Here is a 24702-nt window from a genome sequence, read left to right as displayed (position 1 = left end):
CTCAGGGGGTGGTCGCGGCGGCGGTCATCCGGTCGCGCACCTCGCGGCGCAGCGACTTGCCGACCGGACTCGTGGGCAGGTCGGGCCAGATCTCGACGGCCCGGGGCCGCTTGAAGCCGGCCAGGCGCTCCGCGCAGTGGGCGACGATCTCGGCGGGCTTCGCGTCCGCCCGCAGGACGACGGCGGCGGCCACCCGCTCGCCCCACGTCTCGTCGGGGATGCCGACGACGGCGGCCTGGGCCACCGCCGGGTGGCTGAGCAGCGCGTCCTCGACCTCGCGGGGGTAGACGTTGAAGCCGCCGCTGATTATCACGTCGTGGCGCCGGTCGAGCAGGTGCAGGTAGCCCTCGGCGTCCCAACGGCCGATGTCGCCGGTGTGCAGCCAGCCGTCGGGCTCGATCGTCTCGGCCGTCGCCTCAGGCCGCCGCCAGTAGTGGTGCATGGTGTGCGGGCCGCGGGTGAGGATCTCGCCGACCTCGTCCGGGCCCAGCGAGCGGCCCGCGGCGTCGCGCACGTCCACCTCGACGAACGTGTACGGCTTGCCCGCCGAGGTCAGGCGCTCGGGGGTGTGCTCCCACGGCTGCAGGCAGGTGATCGCCAGCGGCGCCTCGGCCTGTCCGTAGAGCTGGGCGAACACCGGGCCCAGGACGTCGATGCCGCGCTGCAGGACCGTCGTCGCGATGGGCGCGCCGCCGTAGCAGAGGCGCTCCAGCGCGAGCCCGCCCGACGACGCGAGCGCCGCGGTGGCCGGGTCCTCGAGCAGCATCGCGATCATCGTCGGCACCATGAACGTCGACGTGGCGCGGTGGCGCTGCGCCGCCTCCAGGAACGCGGCGGGCGAGAACTTCGTGACGAGGACGTTCGGCGCCCCCTTCACCAGGTGCGGCAGGAAGAACGCGCCGCTGCCGTGCGTGATCGGAGCGGCGTGCAGCATCACCGACGACGGCGTGAGGTTCGGCAGCAGGTCGACGAGGAAGTTCGCCACCTCGGCCAGCTCGCTGCGCGTCGTGAGCACGACCGCCTTCGGCCGGCCCGTGGTGCCACCGGTGTAGGCCAGGCGCAGCGGGGCGTCCGGCTCGCGCCGCACGTCGCACGGCCCGTCGGGCGCGCCGGCGATGAGGCCCGGCAGGTCGTCAGCGGTGATCATGACCTCGACGGCGGCGGGCGGGTCGCCGGCGTGCACCAGCGCCCTGGCCTGCGAGTCCTCGATCTTGAACGCGTGCTCGTGCGGCGTCTCGCGGGTGTTGAGCGGCACCCGCACGAGCCCCGCCTTGGCCAGCGCGTAGTAGACGACGACGCCGTCGATCCCGTTGGGCAGCAGCACCGCCACCCGGTCCCCCGGCTCCAGCCCCCGGGCCAGCAGAGCGTGGCCGAGCCGGTCGGTGAGCGCGTCGAACTCGGCGAAGCTCACCGTCCGGGCCCCGCCGTCGTCATCCGGGTGGACCAGCGCGGGGGCGGCACCGAACTGCCGCCCCGCGCGCCGGATCAGGTCACCGATCTGCACGGTCAGCCGTTCCCCTGCAGGTCGGCCCGGCGCAGCCCGGCCCCCTTGCCCTGCAGCGTCCGGCTGTCGCGCTGCGCCAGCTCGTAGAGCGCGTTCGCGCGGTCGGAGGTGTAGTGCCGCTTGACCCACTCCTCGTCGAGGTAGCGGAACTCCGGCGCCTGCGCGGACGGGGTGAAGCCGCGGGCCCGGCGGTTGTACTCGTCGAGCTCCAGGCGCCCCGCGCTCGTCGTCCACAGCCCGGTCTTGGGGTCGAGGCTCGACGAGCCGGACAGGGTCGAGCCGGCCGTCGGCGCGAAGTCGTCGTCGGTGAGCACCGAGTACGGCACGCCGGTGAGCATGTTCTGGTTGAGCCCGGAGTAGCGCGCCATCGTGTACTCGCTGGTCTTCTGGTGCGGGAAGCCCAGCAGGCCGACCATCTCGCCGAGGTTGTCGCGGCCGTACTCGTCGTTCATGAGCGGCTTGAAGCGCTGCACGCGGTCGTCGAGCTGGAACCAGTCGTCCTGGCGGTAGGTCCCCGCGAGGTGCGCGAAGTCCTTGGCCACCGACGAGTAGACCAGCGCGCCGGCGTCGATCATCTGCTCGCGCGACCAGCCCGCGATCCGCTTCCACAGGTCGGCCGTGGCCGCGTTGAGGATCTCGCGGTAGGACTCCATCGTCTCCGCGAGCTTCTCCGCGTTCTCCATGCCGACGGGCTGGTAGCCGTCGGTGAGGGCGTCGGAGGTGTACATGCCGACCGCCGCGATGTTGGACGCGTCGTAGGACGGCTCCGCCTCGAACGACGCCCAGTCGTCCATGAGGTTGAAGTTGGTGTCCTTGAAGACGATGGGGATCGTGAGGTTGCCGAACGGCAGTTGCGTGGCGATGCCGTCGAGCCAGGGGTAGTCACCCTCGGTGAGCTCGAAGAAGTCGCGGACGATGAGCTGGCGGTTGTCTCCGAAGTTGTACGGGCCGCTGTTGTGCAGCCCGATCCGGCACTCGCAGTGCGCGAGGAACGCGTACTGCGACAGCTGCGCGACGAGCTTGGTGGCCGCGGTGTGCAGCCGGTCGCCGGGGACCACGCCGTGCAGATCGGACTCGAAGACCTGCAGCGTGCGCTCGGGCAGGAACTGGCTGCGGTCGCCGAACTCCTTGTTCGTCATGTGGCCGTCGTTGCGGTGGTAGGCCAGGTTGAAGCGGCGCGAGAAGTCGAGCACGTCGACGACGTCCTCGACGGCGTCGGCCGGGCCCAGCAGGCCCCAGTTCATGAGCATCTCGCGGCCGATGAGGTAGAAGGCCGGCATGCCCCAGGCGGCGTTGACGGTGTCGACCTTGAGGCTCACCTCGCGCGCCCGGTCGCCGAGCTCCTCGGCCGGCGTCGCGGCGTCGATCTCCCGGAGCTGCGTGGGCAGCCGGTAGAACGTGTTGAGGTAGCTGAGCAGCATGTAGGGGTTCATCGGGAACAACTTCGACTCCTGCACCGTCCGCGTGATGCACAGCCAGTAGGTCGTGTCGCTCAGCTGCCGGAGGTAGTTGTTCGTCTCCAGCAGGCTCTTGTAGCTCAGGTCCGCCATCGCTCAGCCCTCGATCTTCCAGATCCGGGCGTGCCCGGTGTCCCCGGTCTCGTACGCGTCGGCCGCCGGCGGCGCCGCCGTCACCTCGATCTCGACGACGTCGCCGTCGACGAGGGTGTCGATCGTGCAGTTCATGAGCGTCGGCACGTCGTACTCGCGGGCGAGGATCCCCAGGTGCGAGCGGACCGAGCCGCCCAGGCAGATGACGCCCGCGAAGCCCTCGATGATCGGGGCCGTCAGCGTGCCGCCGGAGTCGTCGATGACGGCGATCGTGCCGTCCGGGACGCCGTCGGCGAGGAACCCCATGACCTGCTCGATCTTGGAGATCAGCGCGACCGGCCCGGTCACCGAGGAGGTCTTGCGGATGACGTTGTCGCCCACCCCGACCTGGCGGCGGCCGTCGGTGACGGCGCCGTCGGCGAACGCGGACGCCGCCTTCTCGGGCCGCTTGTACTTCTCGGGCTCGGACTCCAGCGACACCGTCGCGGAGAAGTCGAAGCGGTAGCCGGAGTCGAGCGCCTCCTGCTCGACGGCCTGCGCGTCGGCGAGGGAGAACAGGTCGTACTGCCGGTCGAACACCACGTCCTTCCAGGCAGCACTGGTCGCGGCGAAGCGCTGCGCGGCCAGTTCCCGCACGGCGGAGTTGTAGCGGCCGGGCAGCGGCAGCATCTCCTTCGTGCCCCACTTCGGGGGTGTCAGGGCGGCCTCGGGGGCGGGATCGGACATCGTCACCTCTCCGTGATCGGGTCGGCGGTTCGGCCACCGGCGTCGGATCCAATGCCACGTCCGGGAGCCCGCGGGCCCCGTTCTGCGGCTGTTCACGAGGCTGAAAGGTAGGTACGTTGGCTCGTGTGACCCAGTCCACGTTGGTGGACAGTCCGGCGTCGACGACGACTGCCACGCCCTCCCGCCGGGCTCGTTCCTCACCACGCACGGCCCTGCGCAGAGCCGACTACGAGCGCGCCTTCGACGTGCTGGAGGACTGCGACGGGTCCCCGTCGCTGCCCGACTTCCGGGAGCAGCTCGTCGAGGCCCTGCACCAGCGCTTCGGGCTCAAGCACGTGTCGTTCTTCGTCGGCGCCACCTTCCACAACATCTTCGGCGACCTCGCGCCCGTCACCGAGGGTCACACCGCGCGGATGCTGCCGGAGTACCAGGAGCGGTGGTCGCGCTACGACGTGTTCGGCACGCCCGCCGCGATGCGCCAGCTCGTCTCCAGCGGCGTCTCGTCCCTCTCCGAGCTGCGTGCGCTCGGCGCGCTGCCGGCCTCGGCCAACGCCTACGTCCGCCACTTCCTGCAGGCCACCTGGGGCATGGAGTCGGCCGCTGCGATGCGCCTCGAGCTGCCCGGCGGCCATACCGCGCTGGTCGGCATGTTCGACACCGCCCCCGACCGCCTCTCCCCCCAGGACCTGGCCACCCTGCGCGCACTGTCGCGCCAGCTCTCCGCCATCGCCCGCGGCCTGCCCGTCTCCCGCCCGAAGGCCGCCCTCGCCGGCCTCTCGGAGCGGCAGCGGCAGGTGGTGCAGCTCGTCGCCGACGGCCTGTCCAACGCCCAGATCGCCGAGACCCTGTCGTTGGCGGAGGACAGCGTGAAGAAGTACGTGAGCCGCATCCTCAGCGCCACCGGCTGCCAGAGCCGGATGGAGCTGGCACTGCTGGCGCGGTCGCGGGGCTGAGCTCACCTCGTCCGCCAGCCGGCTCGCCGGCTCGTGCCGGGGGCCTGCTCGGCCGAGGGCTGGCACACAGGGTGCGGGGTCCGCACACAAGGCCGGACTTGTGTGCGGGCCACGGGAGGTGTGCGAGCGGCTGATGGCGGGCGCATCGACGTCGGCTCGCGCTCGGGCAAGTCGCGCGCACATGCTCCGGGCTCGCACACAGGGCGGGACGTTTGCGCCAGCCCGGAAGGTGTGCGAGCGGGAGTCGTCGCCAGGTACCGACCAGAGGCGCGACAGCTTCGGGACCAGCGGAGGCGGCTGCTCCGCCGTGACCTGCGAGGCGTCGACGAGCCGCGCTCGGACTCCGCTCGCGCTCGAGTTCTGGGTTCGCACACAGGTTGCGGGGTTGGCACACAGGGCCGGAACTGTGTTCGAGCACCGGAGGGTTGTGTGCGGAGGTGCCGTCTGTTGCCGCTGCGCCCAGGAGGCGTGCACGCAGTGAGGCACAGGGGCCGGCACGACCCAGCTGCGCTGCTGCCGGAGAGTGGAGCGCGGGCGTGCGGGACGACGGCTGACGCTTCCCCCGATCCCGGGCGCGGCGCAGGACGTGCTCACCACCTCCAGCGACACCGGACGACGGGCGAGGAGGCCGCACGGACGGACCGCGTGGCGTGGCCCCCGCTTCCCACGGCAGCCCGCGACCCCGGCCGCCCGTGATCGCCCGGATCAACCCGAGGCCGGGCTGACGAGAGGCAGTTACAGGAAGGACGACTCCCTCGTCAGCCCGTACCTCGGGTGCTCCCCGATCACCATCGACTCGAAGATGCCGTACCCGACCGCGTCCCCCTCCCGCACCCGGATGACGCAGTCGCGGAGCTGGTGGATCTCCTTCACCGTCTCCGGCGACGAGGCGTCGGAGAACCGCTCCCCGTCGATGAACTTCTCCCCGTGCCACTGGCCGTGGCGCTGGCCGCGGAACCCGAAGTACTTGGCCGTGCCCAGGTGGAACCCGGTGTCGCTCGCCGCCTCGATCTCGACGGTGCGGGTCTCGCCCCAGCCGGCGTCGAAGGTCATCTTGCCGCCGAGCAGGCGGCGGTTGACGGGGTCGAACTTGAGCTCGTCGCGCACGGCGTGCAGGTCGCGCTGCGAGCCGTCCGCCTCGTTGACGAAGCCGGAGAAGTAGGTGGTCTCGTGGTCGACCTGCTGCTGGTAGTGGTGGATCTCGTAGGACGTGCCGTCCGGGCGGCGCATCCACATCGGGCTCCAGGTGAGCAGGAAGTCCTGGTCGAGCCGCTGGGGCTTGAAGACGTCCGGGGCGGGGTCGCCCACGTCCATCCGCACGCCCCACGAGTGGTCGCGGAACCCGAACCACTCGTCGTCGCGCACGTCGATCCGCTGCCCGTCGATGTGGATCGTGCCGCGGACCGTCGAGGCCTGGTGGTAGCGCAGCAGGTCGGACTGGATGCGGAAGCCGTGCGGCTCGCGCTGCTCGTCCTTGCGCTCCAGGAAGGGCGGGAGGACGCCGGTCACGACGAGGTCGAAGCGGATCGGCAGGACGTGGTTCTCCCGCAGTGTGAACCGCACCGACTTCAACGGCTCGATCACCTCGTAATCCAGCGGCCCGACGCCGACGCGCTCCGGGTCGGCGTCGAGGCGGCGGGTGGAGCGGACCGTCAGCTGCTCCGTGCCGCGGGAGATGCCGCCGAAGCCGTCCATGACGTTGCGGTTGTGGTACTTGCCGAACCCGACGTCGACCTGCAGCGAGCCGTCGCGCGCGAACAGTGACCCCCACAGCTTCTCGGTCCAGGAGATGTCGGCGTGGCCGATGGTGGCGAAGGTCTGGGGCGTCTGGTGGCAGAGCAGTTCGTCGGCGTGGGTGAGGATCTGCTGGGACTGGCGCACGGTGTCTCCTAGCGGATGGGCGAGAACGATCCGGGCAGGTCGTTGGCCACGAGGGCGGTCCCGAAGATCGTCGCGGCCTGCGTGTCGTCGTCGAGCGGCTCCGGGTACAGGGCCGTGGTGTCGGGCGAGAACGCCCAGTCGATCCGGTCGGTCACCCCGGCGAGGGCGGCGAACGGCCGCAGCCCCGAGGTGTACATCCGGGTCGCCGAGAAGATCCGGTCCTCGCGGCCCATGTCGGCGAACTGCTGGTAGAGCTCCATGTGCGCGCGGCTGACGTCGGCGAGCACGTCGGCCCAGCGGTCCGGCCCGAGCACCTCCGACGAGCCGTCGGTGTGCCGCCCGACCACGGTGGCCTCGGTGACGGCCGAGAGCAGCTGGTCGGGCTCGGTGAACGTCGTGCCCCAGTCGTTGATCTCGAACTCGGTGAACGCGGCCGGGTCGAACGTCAGCGCGAGCGTCAGCCCGGCGTACGGCGGCGTCAGGTCCGCCGCCCACGGGTACTCCCACGCGCTCGGACCGAGCGAGAGGTAGTCGCGGACGATCGTGTGCCGCCCGTCCCGGCGCGGGTACGGCCCGGAGTCGCAGATGCCGACGCGCGAGTCGCAGAAGTAGAGGAACGAGTAGCCCGACACCGTGGCGTTGAGCCGCTTGAGCGCCTTCGACGACGCCGCGTCCAGCGTGCTGCCCTGCGCCACCAGGTCGTCGACGACGTCGGCGGGCAGGTAGCGGTTGGTGAACCCGGCGTCCTTGTAGTCGAGCGTGCCGTCGCCGCGGTGGGCGAGGGTGAGCCGGCGCCAGAAGTCGACGACCGTGCGCACCTCCTCGATCCGCTCGTCGCTCCGCAGCTTCCCCATCTGGATCAGGCACTCGCGCCCGCACAGGTAGTGGTAGCCGACCATCCAGATCCACAGCGGGCTCACCAGCCCGGGCTGCCCGCGCAGCCGCTTCCCGATCTCCTCCGCCGGCATGGCCGCGTCGATGACGGCGACGCGCTCGGCGTAGGTGTGGAAGTCGTCGATCACCGACAGCGTCATGTACGGCAGCATCGGGAACAGCTCGGAGGTGAAGCCCGAGCGCCGCGTGATCTCCGGCTTGAACGCCCGGCCCATGTGCTGGACGAGGTCGTCGAGGCGGTCGTCGGAGAGCTCCTCGGCGAGGAGCCGGTCGAGCGCCTCCGGCCCGACGGTGACGTCGAACGGCTTCACCGCGATCTCGTCGCCGACGCGGCGGACGTAGGCCCACCACGCCGCGCTCACGTCAGCATCGGGCGCGGCCGGTGGTGGCGCCTCGGCCCCCGTGCGCACGACGCCGGCGCCGTCGACGATGTCCAGGGTGATCTCTGTGCCGTCGGCGAGCTCCTCGGTCAGGTCGGCCCCGACCAGGCAGGGCACCTCGAACTCGCGCGAGACGATCGCGAGGTGGCTGCGCAGTGTGCCGTCGCGGGCGACGATGCCACCCAGGCGCCCGAGGATCGGCGACAGGAACGTCGTGCCGCCGGAGGAGACGACGGCGATCGTCGCCTCCAGGTCGGAGTCGATGGACGCGATGACGTCCTGCGGCGACCGGAAGTGCCGGACGGCACCCGTGACCCGGCCGAACGTGTACGAGGGAACGCCCTTGCCGATGACGGTCACGTCATCCTCCGATCGGTCGGAAGCAGCTGTCCCGGTCCTGCGGCACGAAGATCCCGCCGATGAGCGAGAGCGCGAGGTCGGGGTCCTGGAACTTCTCGTACGACTGCTGGATGGAGTCCGACACGGTCCAGTCGATCTCGTCGTAGCAGCCCGCCAGCCGCGCCCACGCCTTGAGCTTCCAGGCGTACATCGACGTGGCGTAGAGGTTGCGCACCTGAGGATCGGTCTCGGCGAGGCGCTGGTAGAGCGCGCGGTGCGCCTTGCGGATCGCGGCCGTGGCCTCGGCCAGCTCGGCGAGGTCGAGCGGGCGCAGCGCGCCGCCGTCGGTGGTGAACACGCGGGTCTCGATGATGTCGGCCTGGTAGTCGCTGGGCGTGAACCAGGCCGTGCCCCACACGTTGTTGTCCATCCTCACCGACGCCGGGAGGCGGTGGGCGATGACGAAGTGGTGGAAGGGCAGCGTCTCGCGGATGCCGTCGAGCCACGGGAAGTCGCCGTCGCCGTCGGCGCAGGTCTCGCGCAGCGCGAGGAACGAGCCGTCCTCGAGCTGGTAGGGGCCGGTGTCGCAGACCGCGGTGCGGGCGTCGCAGTTCTCCAGGAACGCGTACGCCGTGAGCCGGGCGCCGAACTTCCGGATCGCCGACTTGTGCTCGTCGTCGGCGGGCAGCAGGTGGCCGCGGATCTCAGCCAGCAGCTCGTCGGAGACGACGTGCGAGCTGTTGGGCGGGTCGGCGTCCATGTTGTAGAGCACGCCGTCGGTGCGCATCGCGATCGTCGCCTCGCGCCAGAACCTCAGCACGGTGAGCTGGTCCTCCAGCCCGTCGGTCAGGCTGTTCTCGCCCAGGTCGACGAAGAGCTCGCGGCCGGTCATGTAGTGCAGCGGCATCGCGGCGAGGTTGATAAAGCTGCGCTTGGTGCCGATCGGCAGCGCGCGGCGCACGAGCTCGGCCGGTGTCGCGTGGCTCAGGATCGTGCGGATCCGGTCGGGGACGCGGAGGTAGTCCTCCATCATCGACATGAGGATGTAGGTGTTCATGCCGAACAGCTCGGACTCGAACACCGTCCGCGACGTCAACTCCGACTTGTAGGCCGCGCCGCCCTCGTGGACGAGGTGGTTCCACTCGTCGAGCGTGGGCTCGTAGGAGGCGTCGGTGTGCAGCGCCTTGAGGTCGCTCATGCCGACACCCCGGCGGCGACGGAGATCCGGGCCGTCTCGGCGTCGGACAGGTCGAGCACGACGGCGTCGCCGTCGGTGACAGTGCCGGTCAGCTCGGCGGCCAGCACGCACGGCACGTCCGACTCGCGGGACAGGATCGCGAGGTGCGACTCCCGGCTCCCGGCCGTGCAGACGATGCCGCGCAGGTCTGGCAGGATCGGCGACAGGAACGTCATCCCGCCCTTACTGACGAACGCGATGGTGTCCTCGAGGTCGTCGTCGTCGATCGAGAGGACGTCGGAGGTGTCGTTGAACCACCGCGCCGTGCCGCGCACCTCCCCCGCCGTGAACAGGTTCGTGCCGGTGCCGACCTCGTTCTGATCGCTCATGACAGCTCCGTCCGCTCGCCCAGATGCGCAGGTCGGACGGTAGGAGCGGAGTGTGGGTGTGACCCAGTGCACTTAGGGGGACAGTGCCTCCGCACCCCATCCGGCCAGCATCGGCAGCACGTGCGCCGTCGGCGAGTCGGGCTCCACGGTGTAGACGACCAGCCGCTGCCCGGGATCGTGCGGCGTCGACACCGCCTCGATCCCGAACGCCAGCGGGCCGGCGGTGGGGTGGGCGATGCGCTTGGCGACCGAGGTGTGGTCGCGGACGCCGTGGTCGTCCCACCACCGGGCGACGTCCGGGTCGGCGGCGCGCAGCTCGGCCACCAGCGCCGCGAGCCGGTGGTCGTCGGGGCGGCGGCCTGCCTCGAACCGCAGCGCGCCGACGGCCGCCGCCGCGAAGTGCGCCCAGTTGACGATGCGCTCGCGCGCCGAGGGGTCGAGGAACAGGTACCGCGCGAACGACGAGCCCGGTTCGAGCGCGCGGCCGAGCACCGCGGGCAGCAGGGCGTTGCGGGCCAGGACCTGCGCGCGGCGGCCGAGCAGCAGGACGGGGACGTGGTCGAGCGCGGTCATCAGCCGCAGCAGGCCGGGGTCGGGCCGCTGCGGCGCCTCCGCTCCCCCGCCGCGCCGCCGCGAGGTGGGGGCGGCGAGGTCGCGCAGGTGGGCGTGCTCGACCTCGTCGAGGCGCAGCGCGCGGGCCAGGGCGTCGACGACGGAGTCGGTGACGGTGGCCTGGCGCCCCTGCTCGAGCCGGCTGTAGTGGTCGGGGCTGAGCCCGGCGAGCACCGCGAGCTCCTCCTTGCGCAGGCCGGGCACGCGGCGGGGGCCGGGGAAGGGCGCCATGCCGGCCTGGGCGGGGGTGAGGCGGTCGCGCCGGGAGCGCAGGAAGTCGCCGAAGGCCGTGCGGCCGGGGGGCACGCGTCGAGCGTAGGTCGCGATGCGGCGATCGTGCCCGGTCACGCCGTGCCCCGGTTGCGCTCGCCCTGGGGCCACCCGCCGGCGACCCGTAGACAGGGGCCATGACCTGTACCCGTCTCACCGGCCGCCACGCGATCGTCACCGGATCCACCAGCGGCATCGGCGCCGCCACCGCCCGCGTCCTCGCCGCCGAGGGCGCGTCGGTCGTCGTCGCCGGGCGCGACCGCGCCCCGCGGCGAGGCCGTCGTCAAGGAGATCGCCGAGGAGGGCGGCACCGCGTTCTTCGTCCCGTCCGACCTCGCGGGCACCCCCGACGAGGTCCGAGCGTTCGCCGCGGCCGCCCGCGACGCACTCGGCGGCCGCGTCGACGTCCTCGTCAACAACGCCGCCGTCTGCCACCCGACCACGACCACGGGCCTGAGCGACGCCCAGCTCGACGAGTCGCTCGCCGTCAACGTCCGCGCCCCGCACGTCCTCGTGGCCGCGCTCGTGCCGGGGATGGTGGAGCGGGGCGACGGCGCCGTCGTCACGATCGGCTGCTGGATGGCGGGCACCGGCAGCCCGGCCGTCGGCCTCTACGCGACGACGAAGGCCGCCGAGCAGCAACTCACCCGCAGCTGGGCCGCGGAGTTCGGGCCGTCGGGGGTGCAACACCGTGGTGCCCGGCGTCACGCGCACGCCGATGAACGAGTCCGACGGCGACGTCCTGGACCGGCTCGCCGCCGGCACCCCGGCCGGGCGGACCGTCCGCCCCGAGGACATCGCCCGCGCCGTCGCCTGGCTCGCCTCGACCGACGCGGCGCTGGTCCACGGCGTGACGCTGGCCGTGGACGGCGGGATCTCGACGACGCGGGCGCTGTAGCCGGGGGTCAGGGCAGGATCGAGTCGACGTACCCGCCGTCGACCCGCAGCGCCCCGCCGGTGGTCGCCGACGCCAGGTCCGAGCTGAGGTACACCACCAGGTTCGCGATCTCCTCGGGCTCGATCAGCCGCTGCAGCAGCGACTGCGGGCGGTGCTCGGTCATGAACCGGCGCTGGGCCTCGTCCCACGGCAGGTCGTCGCCGATCAGCTCGGTGACGAGGTCCTCGACGCCGCCGGTGTGCGTCGGCCCGGCCAGCACCGAGTTGACGGTGACGCCCGTGCCCGCCGCGGCCTTCGCGAACCCGCGGGTGACGGCGAGCTGCGCGGTCTTCGTGACGCCGTAGTGCACCATCTCCACCGGCGTCACGACCGACGAGTCGCTGGAGATCGACAGCACCCGCCCGGAGCCGCGCTCCATCATCCCCGGCAGGTAGGCGCGGGTGAGGCGTACGCCGGCGAGCACGTTGACCTCGAAGTAGCGCCGCCACTCGTCGTCGTCGATCTCGAGGACCGGTGCCGCGCCGAAGATCCCCAGGTTGTTGACCAGCACGTCCACCCGCGGCAGCTCCGCGACCAACGCGGCGGCGCCGTCGGCGTCGGCCACGTCGGCGGCGATCCCGCGCACCCGCGCCTGCGGGTGGGCGTCGCGGATGCGCTGCACCGCGGCGTCGACGCGCCCCTGGTCGCGGCCGTTCACCACGACGTCGGCGCCGGCGCGGGCGAGACCCGTCGCGATGGCATGCCCGATGCCCTGGGTCGAGCCGGTGACCAGTGCGGTCCGTCCTGTCAGGTCGATGTCCACGTCCACGCCAACCGGGCGGGCCCGCCCGATCTTCCACGCCGATCTCCCGCGCACCGGTTGGTGCGGGCGGGCACGCCCGGGCATCGTGGCGGCAACCCGTCCCGAGGAGCCGCCATGTCCGTCCTGTCCGCCGTCCTCGACGCCGCGCGCTCCGGCGCGGTCCGGATCGTCGACCTCACCACCCCGCTGCGGGAGACGACGCCGATCCTGGAGCTGCCGCCGCCGTTCGCGAACACCTCCCGGTTCCGCCTCGAGGAGCTCTCGCGCTACGACGACCGCGGCCCGGCCTGGTACTGGAACGACATCCACACCGGCGAGCACACCGGCACCCACCTCGACGCGCCCGTGCACTGGGTGTCGGGCAAGGACGGGCTCGACGTGTCGCAGGCCCCGCTGAGCACCCTCGTCGGGGCGGCCGCGGTGATCGACATGACCGCACAGGTGGAGGCGGACGCCGACTTCCTGCTGGAGGTCGAGCACGTGCGGGCGTGGGAGGCCGAGCACGGCCCGCTGCCCGAGGGCGGCTGGCTGCTCTACCGCACCGGCTGGTCGGCGCGCGGAGACGACGCGGCCGCGTTCGCCAACGCCGACGAGGACGGGCCGCACACGCCGGGCGTCTCGGTCGCGTGCGCGCGCTGGCTCGCGCAGGAGTCTCCGATCAGCGGGTTCGGGGTGGAGACCGTCGGCACCGACGCGGGCGCCGCGGCCGGGTTCGACCCGCCGTTCGCGTGCCACAACTTCCTCATGGGCGCCGACAAATGGGGCCTGACCAGCCTGCGCAACCTCGACGCGCTCCCGCCGACCGGCGCGGTGCTCATCGTGTGCCCGCTGCCGATCGTCGGCGGGTCGGGGAGCCCGGCGCGCGTGCTCGCGCTGGTGGAGGGGTGAGCGGCTCCGCCGCCCGTGAGCGGCAACCGTCGCCGGAGCCACGATCGCCACTCACGACCACCTCCGCGCCGACCACCTCCGCGCCGACCACCTCCGCGTCCGGTACCTCACCGGAGACGCCGACCACCGTCGCCGATGTCGTCGGCGCGCTGCTGGCGGAGCTCGGCGTCGGCCACGCCTTCGGCGTGGTCGGCAGCGGCAACTTCCACGTCACCAACGCCCTGCGCGCGCACGGCGTGCCGTTCACCGCGGCCCGCCACGAGGGTGGGGCGGCGACGATGGCCGACGCGTACGCCCGGACCGCGGGCGGGGTCGCGGTGCTCACGCTGCACCAGGGCTGCGGCCTGACCAACGCCCTGACCGGCATCACCGAGGCCGCGAAGAGCCGCACCCCGCTGCTGGTGCTGGCCGCCGACACCGCCGGGGCCGCGGTGCGGTCGAACTTCCGCATCGACCAGGACGCGCTGGTCGCCTCCGTCGGCGCCGTCGCGGAGCGGGTGCACTCGGCCGCGTCCACCGTCGCCGACGTCCGGCGCGCGTACGCCACCTGCCGCGGCCTGCGCCGCACGGTGGTGCTCAGCCTGCCCCTCGACGTGCAGGAACAGCCCTGCGAGTCGGCCGCGGCCGCGTTCACGCCGCTGCCTCCGGCCCGCCCGGACGCCGGCGCGGCCGCCGAGCTCGCCTGCCTCCTCGACTGGGCCGCCCGACCGGTGTTCGTCGCCGGTCGCGGCGCGCGCGGAGCCGGCCCCGAACTGGCCGCGCTCGCCGACACCTGCGGTGCCCTGCTCGCCACCTCCGCCGTCGCGAACGGGCTCTTCACCGGCCACGACTGGAGCCTGGGCATCTCCGGCGGGTTCGCCACCGACCTCGCCGCGGAGCTGATCACGGACGCCGACCTCGTCGTCGCCTGGGGCGCGTCGCTGACGATGTGGACCACCCGGCACGGGGCGCTGCTCGGCGACGGCGCGACGGTCGTGCAGGTCGACGACACCCCCGAGGCGCTCGGCGCGCAGCGGCCCGTCGACCTGGCGGTCCTCGGGGACGTGCGCACGACCGCGCTCGACGTGACCGCCCTCGTGCGGGGCGGGCCCGGCCACCGGACCGACGACGTGCGCGCCCGGATCGCCGCCGAGGGGCGCTGGGCGCAGGTCCCTGTCCCCGACGGGGTCCCGGGCCGCATCGACCCCCGCACCCTCTCGACGGCGCTCGACGCCCTGCTCCCCGCGGAGCGCACGCTCGCCGTCGACTCCGGCAACTTCATGGGCTACCCGAGCGCCTACCTGGCTGTGCCCGACGCCGCCGGGTTCTGCTTCACGCAGGGCTTCCAGTCGATCGGGCTCGGCCTCGCGACGGCGATCGGCGCCGCGCTGGCCCGCCCGGACCGCGTCCCCGTGGCTGCGCTCGGCGACGGCGGGTTCCTCATGGGGATCTCCGAGCTGGAGACCGCGGTGCGGCTCGGGATCGGGCTGCTCGTCGTGGTCTACGACGACGCCGGCTACGGCGCCGAGTTCCACCACTTCGACGACGCCGACCACGCCACCGTCCGCTTCCCCGACGCCGACCTGGCCGCGATCGCGGCGGGGTACGGCTGCGACGCCGTCACCGTCCGCTCGGTCGACGACCTGGCCGCGGTCACGACGTGGCTGGCCGGGCCGCGGGACCGGCCGATGCTCGTCGACGCGAAGGTCCGCGCGGACGAGCCGTCGTGGTGGCTGGCGGAGGCGTTCCGCGGGCACTGAGCCCGCCGCGGGCACGGGATATGGTGCGGCGGTGACCCTGGCCGAGGACGCAGCAGAGGTCGGGGTCGCCGCCGCGCCGCGGGCCCTGATCGTCTCGCTGTACGGCCTCTACGCCCGCCAGCAGGACGGGTGGCTGTCTGTGGCGTCGGTCGTGCGGATGATGGCCGAGTTCGGCGTCGACGGGCAGGCGGTGCGCTCGTCGGTGTTCCGGCTCAAGCGCCGGGGCCTGCTCATCGCGGAGAAGGTGGGGCGCGCGGCCGGCTACCGGCTCTCCGACGTCGGCCAGGACATCCTCGCCGAGGGCGACTCCCGGATCTTCTCCCGCCGCCGCGGCACCCTCGACGAGGGCTGGCTGCTCGTCACGTTCTCGGTGCCCGAGGCCGAGCGGGAGAAGCGCCACCTGCTGCGCACCCAGCTCGCCCGGCTCGGGCTGGGCACGGTCGCGCCCGGCCTGTGGATCGCCCCGGCGCACCGCGAGACCGAGGTCGCCGCGGCGCTGGAGCGCGCGGGACTGCGCGGGTTCACCGACCTGTTCCGCAGCCACCACGTCTCGTCGCGGCCGGCGCGGGAGACCGTCCGCACCTGGTGGGACCTCGACGCCCTCGACGCCGTCTACGCCGAGTTCGTCCAGCGCTTCGAGCCCGTCCGCGCGCGTTGGGCGGCCGACCCCGACGGGCCGGGCGCCCGCGCGTTCACCGACTTCGTCGAGGTCGTCACGGCCTGGCGCCGGCTGCCCTACCTCGACCCCGGGCTGCCGCTGGAGGTGCTGCCGGTCGGCTGGGTCGGGGTGACGGCGGAGGACCTGTTCGCCGCCCTGCGCGAGCGCCTCGCCGGCCCCGCCGCCACCCACGCCCGGGCCCTGCTCGCGGGTCAGGCGTAGCGACGGTCAGGCGGCCCGCACCGCCGCCACGCCCTGGATCTCGATCAGCGCCTCGGGCTGCCACAGCGCGGTGACGCCGATGCCCGCCATCGCCGGGTACCCCGTGCCCGCCATCTCCCGCCAGATGCGGCCGATCTCGCGGCCGTTGGCCTGGTAGTCGGGGATGTCGGTCAGGTAGATCGTGACACTGAGCAGGTCCGACGGCTCGCCGCCCGCCGCGCGCAGCGCCGTCAGGACGTTGCCGAACGACTGCCGGAACTGCTCGACGATCCCGCCCTCGACGATCTTCCCGTCGGCGTCCATGGCCGTCTGGCCGGCGAGGTGGACGGTGTCGCCGTGCCGGACCGCGTAGGTGAATCCGGACGGCCTGGCGAGCTCGGGCGGGTTGAAGGATTCCATCGCTGCTCCTCGACGCATCGCACGTGGTGTGCTTCCATGACTATCGTAACGATTACGCGATACGGAAGCGAGGGGCCATGTCCACCGACGTGAAGGTCGTGCCGGTCGTCACCCGCAAGGGCCGGGAGCACGACGCCACCGGGCAGTCCGGCGGCGCCGTCCGCATCTCCGGCGTCTCCCCGCAGCACACCCCGGCCACCCGGATCTGGTTCGGCAAGGTCAGCAACGAGCCGGGCTACCGCTCGCTGCCCCACCACCACGGCGAGGCCGAGACCGGCGGCTACGTGCTCACCGGGACCGCGCGCATCTACTTCGGTGAGGGCTACTCGGAGTTCCTCGACATGACCGAGGGCGACTTCGTGTTCGTGCCGCCGCACATGCCGCACGTCGAGGCCAACATGAGCACCACCGAGGAGCTCGTCTGGCTGACCTGCCGGACGCCGGACAACATCGTGGTCAACCTCGACGAGGTCGACGACTCCGTGCTCGCGGGGTACCGGCGCGCATGAGCACCAGCAAGCACCTCCTCGACGTCCTGTCCCTGACGCCCGACGGGGACGACACCTTCGTCGGCCACCCGCAGGTCATCCCGTCGGGCCGGGTCTACGGCGGCGAGCTCGTGGCGCAGGCGCAGGTGGCGATGTCGCACACGGTCGGCGACGACCGGCCCGGCCCCTCACGTGTCAGCCACTCCCTGCACGGCTACTTCCTGCGCGCCGGCGACGTGCAGCAGCCGACGCGCTGGGTCGTGCAGCGGCTGCGCGACGGCCGCAACTTCTCCGTGCGCGCGGTCCAGGGCATCCAGGGTGACCGCGTCCTGTTCCAGGCGATGGGGTCCTTCCAGGTACCCGGGCCGGGCGTGGAGCACCAGGAACCGATGCCCGACCTGCCCGATCCCGAGTCGCTGCCGACGTCGGAGGAGGCGCTCCGCGGATCGAGCGTCCGCGACGCGCGGTACTGGTCCCATGACCGCAGCTTCGACATCCGCCACTCCCCCGCCGCGATCTACACCGCGGCCGACGGCGAGCCCGTCCGCCGCCAGACGGTGTGGCTGCGCGCGTTCGAGACCCTGCCCGACGACCCGGCCCTGCACCGCAGCGCGCTCGCCTACGTCTGCGACTACACGCTGCTCGAGCCGGTCCTGCGGCAGCACGGGGCCGCCTGGTCCGACGACGGCCTCGTCACCGCGAGCCTCGACCACGCGATGTGGTGGCACCACGACGGCCGGATGGACGACTGGGTGGCGCTGGTGCAGGAGTCGCCGGTGGCGCTGCGCGGCCTGGGCCTCGGATCCGCCCGCCTCTACTCCCGCGACGGGGCACTGCTGGCGAGCGTGACGCAGGAGGGGCTGGTGCACCTGTGAGCGAGTACTGGAACCCCAAGACGGAGCTGCTGCCGCGCGAGGACCTGCGCGAGCTGCAGCTGGCCAAGCTGCGCCTGCTCGTCGGGTGGGCGCGGGCCCGCAGCCCGCACTACCGGCGCACGCTCGCGGGGGTCCGGCCCGAGCAGCTGCGGACGTGGGCCGACCTCGACCGCATCCCGTTCCTCACCCGCGAGGAGTGGATGCGCAGCCAGGACGAGCACCCGCCCTACGGCGAGCTCCCGGTCGTCGGCCCGGAGTCGGCGATCCGCGTGCACACGACCAGTGGGACGTCCGGCCGCACGCCGCTGCGCGCGCTCGACAGCCGCAAGGACTGGGCCTGGGCCGCGGAGATGTGGTGCTACGCGCTGTGGGCGGCGGGCGTGCGGTCGCACGACGTCGGCTACGTCGCCTTCGGCTACGGCTCGTTCATCGGGTTCTGGGGCCTGCACAACGGGCTGGAGCGGATCGGCGCGCTGACCGTCCCCGGCGGCGCGCAGACCACCCCCAACCGCGTGAAGCAGATCGTCGACTTCGGGGCCACGGTCGTCGCCTCGACGCCGACCTACGCGCTGCGCCTGGCCGCCGAGGCCGATGCGCTGGGCGTCGACCTGCGCAACGGGCCGGTGCGCACCGTGATCCTCTCCGGTGAGCCCGTCGTCGCGGAGACGAAGGCGATCATCGAGGACCGCTGGGGCGCCCGGGCCCACGACACCGCGGGGATGACCGAGATCTCGACGGTCTTCATGTTCGAGCCGACCGGCCGGCCCGGCGGCAGCCACATCATCGAGGACCACTTCATCGAGCAGGTCGTCGATCCCGAGACCGGCCGCGAGGTGGGCTACGGGGAGCGCGGCGAACGGATCTGCACCTCGTTCGGCCGCAGCACCACCCCGCTGCTGCGCTACCGCACCGCCGACGTCGTGGTAAAGGTGCCCAGCCGCGGTCCCCGCACCTTCGACCTCTACGAGGGCGGCATCCTCGGCCGCGTCGACGACATGAAGCTCGTGCGCGGCACCAACGTCTACCCCGGCGCGATCGAGGCGGTCGTTCGCGGCTTCGGGGGCATCGAGGAGTTCCAGGTGCGCATCGAGCGCCGCGGCGACCGCGACGAGATCGTGCTGTGCGTCGAGCCGGCGCCGACCATGGGCGACGAGCCGTGGGGCCGCCTCGCCGCCGACCTCGGGCGCGAGCTCGCCGACGCCCACGAGGGCCTGCGCTTCCACGTCGAGCGCGCCCCCGCCGACACCCTGCCCCGCTTCGAGCTCAAGGCCAAGCGGCTGACCGACCTGCGGCCCGCACCGACCACGAGGAGCGCGTGATGGTCACCGACCTGCTGCACCGCACCACCACCGCGGACGAGGACGCGCTGCTGGCCGTGCACGACCAGCTCCGCGCGCTGCTCGCCGCCGACCTGCCGCCGTGCGCCGCCGCCGGGCTGCGCGCCGCGCTGGCGAGCGTCGCGGTCGTCGTCACCGACCTCGGGCTGCGGTTCGAGCACCTGCTCGACGAGGGGGTCTGACGTGCGGATCGCCGCCGTCGGCGGGGGGCCGGGCGGGCTGTTCGGCTCGATCCTGCTCAAGAAGGCCGATCCCGCCCGCGAGATCACCGTCTACGAGCGCAACGCCGCCGACGACACGTTCGGCTTCGGCGTCGTGTTCTCCCAGGAGACGCTGGACAACATCGCCGCGGCCGACCCGGAGTCCTACCGGCGCATCGAGGCCGGGTTCCGGTGCTGGAGCGCCATCGACACCGACTTCCTCGGCGTCCGCGAGCGCTCCGACGGCCACGCGTTCGCGGCGCTGGAGCGCAAGCGGCTCCTCGCGATCCTGGGCGAGCGGGCGCGGGAGCTCGGCGTCGACATCCGCTACCGCACCGAGGCCCCGGACCTGGCGACGCTCAAGCGCGCTCACGACCTCGTCATCGCCTCCGACGGCGTCAACTCCCTCCTCCGCGCGCAGCTGGCCGAGCACCTCGACCCGCGGGTCGACCGCCGCTCCGCCAAGTACGTCTGGTTCGGCACGACGCGCCCGTTCGACTGCTTCACGTTCCTGTTCGTCGAGACCGGGTTCGGCCTGTTCTGGGCGCACGTCTACCCCTTCGACGACGAGCGCTCGACGTTCATCGTCGAGACCGACGAGGAGACCTGGCGCCGCGCCGGGCTCGACGCGTTCGCCGCCGTGCCGCGCAGCCCGGGCGAGAACGACGAGGCCACGCTGGCCTTCTGCGAGCGCGTCTTCGCCGGGCACCTCGACGGGCACCGGCTGATCGGCAACAACTCCGGCTGGCTCTCGTTCGCCGTGATCCGCAACCGCAGCTGGTCGGCCGAGGGCGTCGCGCTCGTCGGGGACGCCGCGCACACCGCGCACTTCTCGATCGGCTCGGGCACCAAGCTGGCGCTGGAGGACGCGATCAGCCTCGCCGTCGCCGTCGACCGCGAGCCGGGCATCGAGGCCGCGCTCAAGGCGTACGAGGAGGACCGGCAGCCCGTCGTCGCGTCGCTGCAGCGCTCGGCGCAGACCAGCCTGGAGTGGTTCGAGGGCGCCGCGCGCTACCGCGGGCTACCCGCCGAGCAGTTCGTGTTCCAGCTGCTCACGCGCAGCCAGCGGGTCACCTACGACAACCTCAAGCTGCGCGACGCCGACTACGTGGCCCGCCTGGACCGCTGGCTCGCCGACCGCACCCGCACGAGCGGTCTCGAGGTCGCCGACGGCACGCCGCCCATGTTCCACCCCTACAGGCTGCGGGGCATGGAGCTGGCCAACCGGATCGTCGTCTCGCCGATGGCGCAGTACTCCGCCGTCGACGGCATGCCCACCGACTGGCACCTCGTGCACCTGGGCGGGCGCGCGGTCGGCGGGGCGGGGCTCGTGATGACCGAGATGACGTGCACGTCCCCGGACGCGCGGATCACCCCGGGCTGCCCCGGCATCTGGAACGACGAGCAGGCGGCGGCGTGGGCGCGGACCGTCGACTTCGTGCACGCCCACAGCGGCGCGAAGATCGGGATGCAGCTCGGGCACGCGGGCCGCAAGGGCTCCACGAAGGTCATGTGGGAGGGCATCGACGACCCGCTGGACCACGGCGGCTGGGAGATCGTCGGGCCGTCGCCGGTGCCGTACCGGTCCGACAGCGCAGTGCCGCGGGAGATGACGCCGGCCGACATGGCGCAGGTGGTCGACGACCACGTGGCCGCCGCGCGCCGGGCCGCCGACGCCGGTTTCGACCTGCTGGAGCTGCACTACGCGCACGGCTACCTGGTGTCGAGCTTCCTGTCGCCGCTGTCGAACCACCGCACCGACGGCTACGGCGGCGACCTCCGCGGCCGCGCCCGCTTCGGCCTGGAGCTGCTCGACGCCGTGCGCGCCGCGTGGCCGCAGGACCGGCCGATCAGCGTGCGGATCAGCGCCACCGACTGGGTCGACGGCGGGTTCGACGGCGACGACGCGGTCGAGCTCGCCCGGATGCTGGCCGAGCACGGCGCCGACATCGTCGACGTGTCCACCGGCCAGACCAGCACCGAGGCGGACCCGGCGTACGGGCGGCTCTACCAGACGCCGTTCGCGGACCGGATCCGTCAGGAGACCGGGGTGCCGACCATGACCGTCGGCGCGATCGCGTCGGTCGAGGACGCCAACACGATCATCGCCGCGGGCCGGGCCGACCTGTGCTGCCTCGCGCGGCCGCACCTCGTCGACCCGTACTGGACGCTCAACGCGGCGATCGACCAGGGTTACCGCGGCTTCACCCCGCCGGTGCAGTACCGCTCCGGGATGGGGGCCCGCCGCCGCGCGCAGGAGCCGTAGCTACTGCAGCGCCAGGGTGCGCACGACCTGGCGCGCCGCCGCTCCTCCGGCGTCGAGCGCGACGCCCATCGCGGCGGGCACGTCGAGGTCGTCGAGCAGGGCCGCGCGGACGGCGGCGACGTCGGCCTCGGAGCCGCCCCCGGTGGCGGCGGCGCGGTAGAGGCGGTCGAGCCGGGCGGCGGCGTCGTCGAGGGCTTCGGGCCGGTACTCCCAGTCCACGGCCCACGGGCGCTCGAGCAGCAGCAGGCGCAGGGCCGCGCCCGGGTACCGCTCGACCAGGTCGCCGACCAGCACGAGGTTGCCCGTCGACTTCGCCATCTTGGCGCCGTCGACGTGCACGGTGCCGACCGGCATCCGCCGCCGCGCGTAGGGCGCGGCACCGGTGGCCGCCGCGGCCAGCGCCACCTGGTAGGCGTGGTGCGGGAAGGCGAGGTCGGCGCCGCCGACCAGGACGTCCACGGTGCCGCCGAGCGTGGCCAGCGCCATCGCCGCGCAGGTGGCGTGCCAGCCCGGCCGGCCCGGCCCCCACGGGCTCGGCCACGACGGGCCGTGGCCGTCGGCGGGCCACCAGACCGGCACGTCGAAGGGGTCGTCGCGGCGCGGGTCGTCGGGGTCGTCGCCGTTGGCGCGGGCCAGGGCGAGCGCGGTGTCGCGGTCGAGGCCGGCCGCCGCGGGCACGGCCGCGCCGCGGAACCAGATCCCGCCCCCACGCTCGTAGGCCGCACCCGCGCCGAGCAGCGCGGCGGCCAGCGCCACGACGTGGCGGACGTGGTGGCGCGCGTGCGGCTCGTGCTCGGGGCGCCGGACGTGCAGCGCGGCGAGGTCGTGGTCGACGGTGAACTCCTGCGAGAGCCCGAACTCGTCGTAGGGTTTGCCGCGCTCGGCGGCGGCGCGGGTGAGCTCGTCGTCGACGTCGGTGACGTTGCGGGCCACGACGGTGTCGGTCCCGGTCATCCGCACGACCCGCGCGACCGTGTCGGCCCAGACGAACGTCGACGCGTGGCCGAGGTGCGTGACGTCGTAGGGGGTGATGCCGCAGACGTACAGGCGGGCGGGCACGGTCAGCGGCACCGGCGCACCGGCCAGCGTCAGCGTGGGGTCGGGTGCGGTCACCGCGCCATCCTCGCAAGTGCCGTTCGGCGCCGCGCGGGGCCGTGTCGACGTGCTGTGCGTAGTCGGCCCGTCACCCGATCGGTACCGTTCCTCCATGCTCATCTGGGTGACGCTGGCCATCGGCACCGCCACGATCGTGATCGGCTCGCTCGCGATGACCCGGGTCGACGAGCGCTGGCGCGCCGCCCACCTGCAGTGCTGCCGCTGCCTGCGCACGTGGCACGGGCGCGAGAAGACGTGCGAGCGGTGCGGGGGGCGGGGCAACACCTACGACTGGCGGGCCGAGAAGTACGCCGGCTTCCCGACGCACGACTGGCAGGGATACCTCGACACGGGCCCCATCCCGGTCGTGGAGGTGCCGGCACAGCGGAGCCTCTCCGCTCCGTTCGCTGCGGTTGACTCGGTCCCTTCGGTTCCGCAGCAGCGGAGTGAGCAGCCTGCGTGATCTGTGGTCCTGCGGGCGCGCAGGACGTGTACCGGGTCGGTCGCCGTCGTGGTCCCGATGGCCTCCGGACCCGGGCACAGAACGGTTCCCGTTCTCATTGCGGGGACTATCCTGTGGTGCTGTTTTCCCTGCTCAAAGCCTATCTATCGAACATATGTTCTAGTACGATGAGGGCATGGGTCCGGTCCTCGACGATGCGCTCGACGAGCTCGCCTCCGTCGTGGCCACTGGATCCGAGACCGAACTCCTCTCACTGCTGACGCTGTGCGAGAGCGTTGCCCGTCGCGTGGATGCGATCTCCACGTCCGCCGTCGCCGCATTGGACGACCAAGGCGCCTTTCTGACCCGCGGCTACCGGTCCGCCGCCCGCGCCCTGTCCGATCTGCTGTCGTGGGACTACGTCGAGGCTCGACGTCGCGTTGCCGTAGCCTCTGACGTCCACACCCGGACCACCCTCGACGGAACTCCGCTGCCCGCCCGGCTGCCTTCTGCCGCAGCCGCGTTCGGTGGGGGGAAGATCGCGCTGCGGCACGTCGACGTGATCGGGCGGGTGCTGTCCACCGACGCCGCACGCCGCCTCTCACCCGAGCAGTGGGCCTTGGTCGAGGCCCAGCTCGCCGCCGACGCCACCCGCCTCAACCCCGCCGAACTCCAGACCCTGGGCACCGCACTGGTCGCCCTGCTCGACCAGGACGGGGCCGAACCCGACGACCGGGTGCCTGCCCCGGTCAATGAACTCCGTCTCACCCGCCACGCAGCCGGAGGGTCGATCAAGGGCCGGTTCCAGGACCCCGCCCTCTACGACGCCATCGCCGCGGTCATCGACGCCAAAGCCGCCCCGCTCACCGCCGACGACGACCGACCTGCGCCGCAACGACAGGCCGAAGCACTCGCCGACGTCTGCGGGTACGTCCTCGACCACGGCGACGACCTGCCCGACACCGGCGGCCGCCGCCCGGTGTTGACCGTCCTCGTCCGGCTCGAGGACCTCGAGCACCGCGCCCGCTCGGCCATGCTGGAGTTCGGTGGGACGTCGACGCCCGCCGCGCTGCGTACCCTGGCCTGCGACGCCGGCGTCATCCCGGTCGTGATGAACGGCGCCGGACAACCCCTCGACGTCGGCCGCGCCACCCGCACCATCCCCGACGGCCTGCGCCGCGCCGTCACCGCCAGAGACCGCGGCTGCGCCCACCCCGGCTGCGACCGCCCACCCTCCTGGTCCGAGATCCACCACATCCACCACTGGGAACACGGCGGACCCACCCGACTCGACAACCTGGTCATGCTCTGCAGAGCCCACCACCGCCAGGTCCACCACACCGACTGGCACGTTCGGATCCGCGACGGCCTCCCGGAGTTCCTGCCACCGAAGTGGATCGACCCGAGTCGAACACCCCGGCGCAAGGTCCTCGCCCACCTCGCCGCGGCCTGAACCCACCCCAAGATCACCAGGAGTGGTGCAGAGCGGTCACGGATGACCCCCTCGCACCACTCCTGGCGATCATGACGCCCGCGCGGCCACGCACCCGCCCCCACCCGCCTCAGACGCGCCCGAACCCGCCGATCAAGGGCGGATGGTCGCCAGTGGATCGCCGCACGGGCGGGGCCGGCGGCGGCAGAGGCCGCACCGACCCCGGCTGGGCGGATCAGCAGCACTTTCCCGGCCCGACCGACCACCCACCGGCACTCACCGGGGA

The 24702-nt window shown here is 72.9% G+C and carries 22 protein-coding genes and 2 pseudogenes; 13 read left to right on the top strand and 11 right to left on the bottom strand.

The genetic code is table 11. The features are described from left to right. Position 1: 1 nt before the first annotated feature. From I4I82_RS21210 to I4I82_RS21200, 3 genes are read right to left on the bottom strand one after another with little or no spacing between them, the layout of a single operon-like run. Positions 2 to 1504: a class I adenylate-forming enzyme family protein gene (locus tag I4I82_RS21210; RefSeq protein ID WP_218592136.1), complete on the bottom strand. Its 1503-nt coding sequence runs from the start codon at positions 1502 to 1504 to the stop codon at positions 2 to 4. 2 nt (positions 1505 to 1506) lie between these two features. Further along, positions 1507 to 3054: a hypothetical protein gene (locus tag I4I82_RS21205; protein WP_218592137.1), complete on the bottom strand. Its 1548-nt coding sequence runs from the start codon at positions 3052 to 3054 to the stop codon at positions 1507 to 1509. Positions 3055 to 3057: 3 nt separating this feature from the next. Beyond that, positions 3058 to 3780 carry a PEP-utilizing enzyme gene (locus I4I82_RS21200; protein WP_218592138.1) on the bottom strand — a complete coding sequence of 241 codons (723 nt, stop codon included), beginning with the start codon at positions 3778 to 3780 and terminating at the stop codon, positions 3058 to 3060. Positions 3781 to 3905: 125 nt separating this feature from the next. On the opposite strand from I4I82_RS21200, the gene I4I82_RS21195 reads away from it, so the two are divergent. Further along, entirely contained in the window at positions 3906 to 4733 is an 828-nt protein-coding gene (locus tag I4I82_RS21195; RefSeq protein WP_218592139.1) for a helix-turn-helix transcriptional regulator, read from the top strand. 735 nt (positions 4734 to 5468) lie between these two features. On the opposite strand, the gene I4I82_RS21190 is transcribed toward I4I82_RS21195, so the two are convergent. The 5 genes from I4I82_RS21190 to I4I82_RS21170 all read right to left on the bottom strand — a co-directional run bounded on the left by I4I82_RS21190 (position 5469) and on the right by I4I82_RS21170 (position 10711). Beyond that, positions 5469 to 6614: an Rv3169 family protein gene (locus I4I82_RS21190; RefSeq protein WP_218592140.1), complete on the bottom strand. Its 1146-nt coding sequence runs from the start codon at positions 6612 to 6614 to the stop codon at positions 5469 to 5471. Positions 6615 to 6622: 8 nt separating this feature from the next. Beyond that, entirely contained in the window at positions 6623 to 8248 is a 1626-nt protein-coding gene (locus I4I82_RS21185; RefSeq protein WP_218592141.1) for a PEP-utilizing enzyme, read from the bottom strand. Between the two features lies 1 nt (position 8249). Beyond that, the gene (locus I4I82_RS21180; protein WP_218592142.1) at positions 8250 to 9425 is read right to left on the bottom strand and encodes a hypothetical protein; all 1176 of its coding nucleotides are present in this window, start codon (positions 9423 to 9425) and stop codon (positions 8250 to 8252) included. Continuing rightward, entirely contained in the window at positions 9422 to 9793 is a 372-nt protein-coding gene (locus I4I82_RS21175; protein ID WP_172163659.1) for a PEP-utilizing enzyme, read from the bottom strand. The genes I4I82_RS21180 and I4I82_RS21175 overlap by 4 nt, the downstream gene beginning before the upstream one ends. A 72-nt stretch (positions 9794 to 9865) precedes the next feature. Next, the gene (locus I4I82_RS21170) at positions 9866 to 10711 is read right to left on the bottom strand and encodes a helix-turn-helix transcriptional regulator (protein ID WP_226370172.1); all 846 of its coding nucleotides are present in this window, start codon (positions 10709 to 10711) and stop codon (positions 9866 to 9868) included. Positions 10712 to 10812: 101 nt separating this feature from the next. Between I4I82_RS21170 and I4I82_RS35035 the strand changes: the two are divergent. Together I4I82_RS35035 and I4I82_RS21165 are read left to right on the top strand one after the other, a co-directional pair. Next, positions 10813 to 10896: pseudogene (locus tag I4I82_RS35035) on the top strand (hypothetical protein); the annotation flags it as partial. Positions 10897 to 10966: 70 nt separating this feature from the next. Next, positions 10967 to 11573, top strand: a pseudogene (locus I4I82_RS21165) (SDR family NAD(P)-dependent oxidoreductase). A 7-nt stretch (positions 11574 to 11580) separates the two neighbouring features. On the opposite strand, the gene I4I82_RS21160 reads toward I4I82_RS21165, so the two are convergent. Further along, entirely contained in the window at positions 11581 to 12375 is a 795-nt protein-coding gene (locus I4I82_RS21160) for an SDR family NAD(P)-dependent oxidoreductase (protein ID WP_218592193.1), read from the bottom strand. Between the two features lie 114 nt (positions 12376 to 12489). Here I4I82_RS21160 and I4I82_RS21155 point away from each other — a divergent pair, with 114 nt between their 5' ends. Genes I4I82_RS21155 through I4I82_RS21145 form a run of 3 tightly spaced genes read left to right on the top strand, consistent with a single transcriptional unit; the run spans position 12490 to position 15882 of the window. Then, the gene (locus I4I82_RS21155; protein ID WP_218592192.1) at positions 12490 to 13263 is read left to right on the top strand and encodes a cyclase family protein; all 774 of its coding nucleotides are present in this window, start codon (positions 12490 to 12492) and stop codon (positions 13261 to 13263) included. Next, positions 13260 to 15002: a thiamine pyrophosphate-binding protein gene (locus I4I82_RS21150; RefSeq protein WP_218592191.1), complete on the top strand. Its 1743-nt coding sequence runs from the start codon at positions 13260 to 13262 to the stop codon at positions 15000 to 15002. The genes I4I82_RS21155 and I4I82_RS21150 overlap by 4 nt, the downstream gene beginning before the upstream one ends. 31 nt (positions 15003 to 15033) lie before the next feature. Next, the gene (locus I4I82_RS21145; RefSeq protein WP_218592190.1) at positions 15034 to 15882 is read left to right on the top strand and encodes a PaaX family transcriptional regulator; all 849 of its coding nucleotides are present in this window, start codon (positions 15034 to 15036) and stop codon (positions 15880 to 15882) included. Between the two features lie 6 nt (positions 15883 to 15888). On the opposite strand, the gene I4I82_RS21140 is transcribed toward I4I82_RS21145, so the two are convergent. Continuing rightward, the gene (locus tag I4I82_RS21140; protein WP_218592189.1) at positions 15889 to 16281 is read right to left on the bottom strand and encodes a RidA family protein; all 393 of its coding nucleotides are present in this window, start codon (positions 16279 to 16281) and stop codon (positions 15889 to 15891) included. A 77-nt stretch (positions 16282 to 16358) separates the two neighbouring features. Here I4I82_RS21140 and I4I82_RS21135 point away from each other — a divergent pair, with 77 nt between their 5' ends. Genes I4I82_RS21135 through I4I82_RS21115 form a run of 5 tightly spaced genes read left to right on the top strand, consistent with a single transcriptional unit; the run spans position 16359 to position 21447 of the window. After that, complete coding sequence (locus I4I82_RS21135) at positions 16359 to 16790, top strand: cupin domain-containing protein (RefSeq protein ID WP_218592188.1); 432 nt, start codon at positions 16359 to 16361, stop codon at positions 16788 to 16790. Beyond that, complete coding sequence (locus I4I82_RS21130; protein ID WP_218592187.1) at positions 16787 to 17644, top strand: acyl-CoA thioesterase; 858 nt, start codon at positions 16787 to 16789, stop codon at positions 17642 to 17644. Before I4I82_RS21135 ends, I4I82_RS21130 begins: the two co-directional genes overlap by 4 nt. Continuing rightward, positions 17641 to 18963, top strand: a complete 1323-nt coding sequence (locus tag I4I82_RS21125) for a phenylacetate--CoA ligase family protein (protein ID WP_218592186.1) — start codon at positions 17641 to 17643, stop codon at positions 18961 to 18963. Before I4I82_RS21130 ends, I4I82_RS21125 begins: the two co-directional genes overlap by 4 nt. Next, positions 18963 to 19163: a hypothetical protein gene (locus I4I82_RS21120; protein ID WP_218592185.1), complete on the top strand. Its 201-nt coding sequence runs from the start codon at positions 18963 to 18965 to the stop codon at positions 19161 to 19163. Before I4I82_RS21125 ends, I4I82_RS21120 begins: the two co-directional genes overlap by 1 nt. Before the next feature lies 1 nt (position 19164). After that, complete coding sequence (locus I4I82_RS21115) at positions 19165 to 21447, top strand: bifunctional salicylyl-CoA 5-hydroxylase/oxidoreductase (RefSeq protein WP_218592184.1); 2283 nt, start codon at positions 19165 to 19167, stop codon at positions 21445 to 21447. Here the strand turns inward: I4I82_RS21115 and I4I82_RS21110 are convergent, their stop codons facing one another. Then, positions 21448 to 22560: a cysteine--tRNA ligase gene (locus I4I82_RS21110; protein WP_226370171.1), complete on the bottom strand. Its 1113-nt coding sequence runs from the start codon at positions 22558 to 22560 to the stop codon at positions 21448 to 21450. A 94-nt stretch (positions 22561 to 22654) separates the two neighbouring features. Between I4I82_RS21110 and I4I82_RS21105 the strand changes: the two genes are divergently transcribed. Both I4I82_RS21105 and I4I82_RS21100 read left to right on the top strand, forming a co-directional pair. Next, entirely contained in the window at positions 22655 to 23005 is a 351-nt protein-coding gene (locus tag I4I82_RS21105) for a hypothetical protein (RefSeq protein WP_218592183.1), read from the top strand. A gap of 175 nt (positions 23006 to 23180) precedes the next feature. Then, positions 23181 to 24437 (top strand): HNH endonuclease signature motif containing protein, encoded by a 1257-nt coding sequence (locus I4I82_RS21100; RefSeq protein WP_218595953.1) that lies wholly within the window; start codon positions 23181 to 23183, stop codon positions 24435 to 24437. Positions 24438 to 24702 lie beyond the last annotated feature (265 nt).

Origin of the sequence: Pseudonocardia oceani, assembly GCF_019263585.2 — a bacterium.
In the GTDB taxonomy this organism is placed as follows: Bacteria; Actinomycetota; Actinomycetes; order Mycobacteriales; family Pseudonocardiaceae; genus Pseudonocardia; species Pseudonocardia oceani.
Note: the sequence above shows the minus strand (reverse complement) of the source record. Positions and strands in the feature narration are given on the sequence as shown.

What these genes read in the sequence shown, in the direction of transcription:
- I4I82_RS21100 (WP_218595953.1), top strand. Translation starts at nt 23,181, where the DNA reads ATGGGTCCGGTCCTCGACGATGCGCTCGACGAGCTCGCCTCCGTCGTG.
- I4I82_RS21205 (WP_218592137.1), bottom strand. Translation starts at nt 3,054, where the DNA reads ATGGCGGACCTGAGCTACAAGAGCCTGCTGGAGACGAACAACTACCTC.
- I4I82_RS21175 (WP_172163659.1), bottom strand. Translation starts at nt 9,793, where the DNA reads ATGAGCGATCAGAACGAGGTCGGCACCGGCACGAACCTGTTCACGGCG.
- I4I82_RS21140 (WP_218592189.1), bottom strand. Translation starts at nt 16,281, where the DNA reads ATGGAATCCTTCAACCCGCCCGAGCTCGCCAGGCCGTCCGGATTCACC.
- I4I82_RS21155 (WP_218592192.1), top strand. Translation starts at nt 12,490, where the DNA reads ATGTCCGTCCTGTCCGCCGTCCTCGACGCCGCGCGCTCCGGCGCGGTC.
- I4I82_RS21135 (WP_218592188.1), top strand. Translation starts at nt 16,359, where the DNA reads ATGTCCACCGACGTGAAGGTCGTGCCGGTCGTCACCCGCAAGGGCCGG.
- I4I82_RS21180 (WP_218592142.1), bottom strand. Translation starts at nt 9,425, where the DNA reads ATGAGCGACCTCAAGGCGCTGCACACCGACGCCTCCTACGAGCCCACG.
- I4I82_RS21200 (WP_218592138.1), bottom strand. Translation starts at nt 3,780, where the DNA reads ATGTCCGATCCCGCCCCCGAGGCCGCCCTGACACCCCCGAAGTGGGGC.
- I4I82_RS21105 (WP_218592183.1), top strand. Translation starts at nt 22,655, where the DNA reads ATGCTCATCTGGGTGACGCTGGCCATCGGCACCGCCACGATCGTGATC.
- I4I82_RS21120 (WP_218592185.1), top strand. Translation starts at nt 18,963, where the DNA reads ATGGTCACCGACCTGCTGCACCGCACCACCACCGCGGACGAGGACGCG.
- I4I82_RS21130 (WP_218592187.1), top strand. Translation starts at nt 16,787, where the DNA reads ATGAGCACCAGCAAGCACCTCCTCGACGTCCTGTCCCTGACGCCCGAC.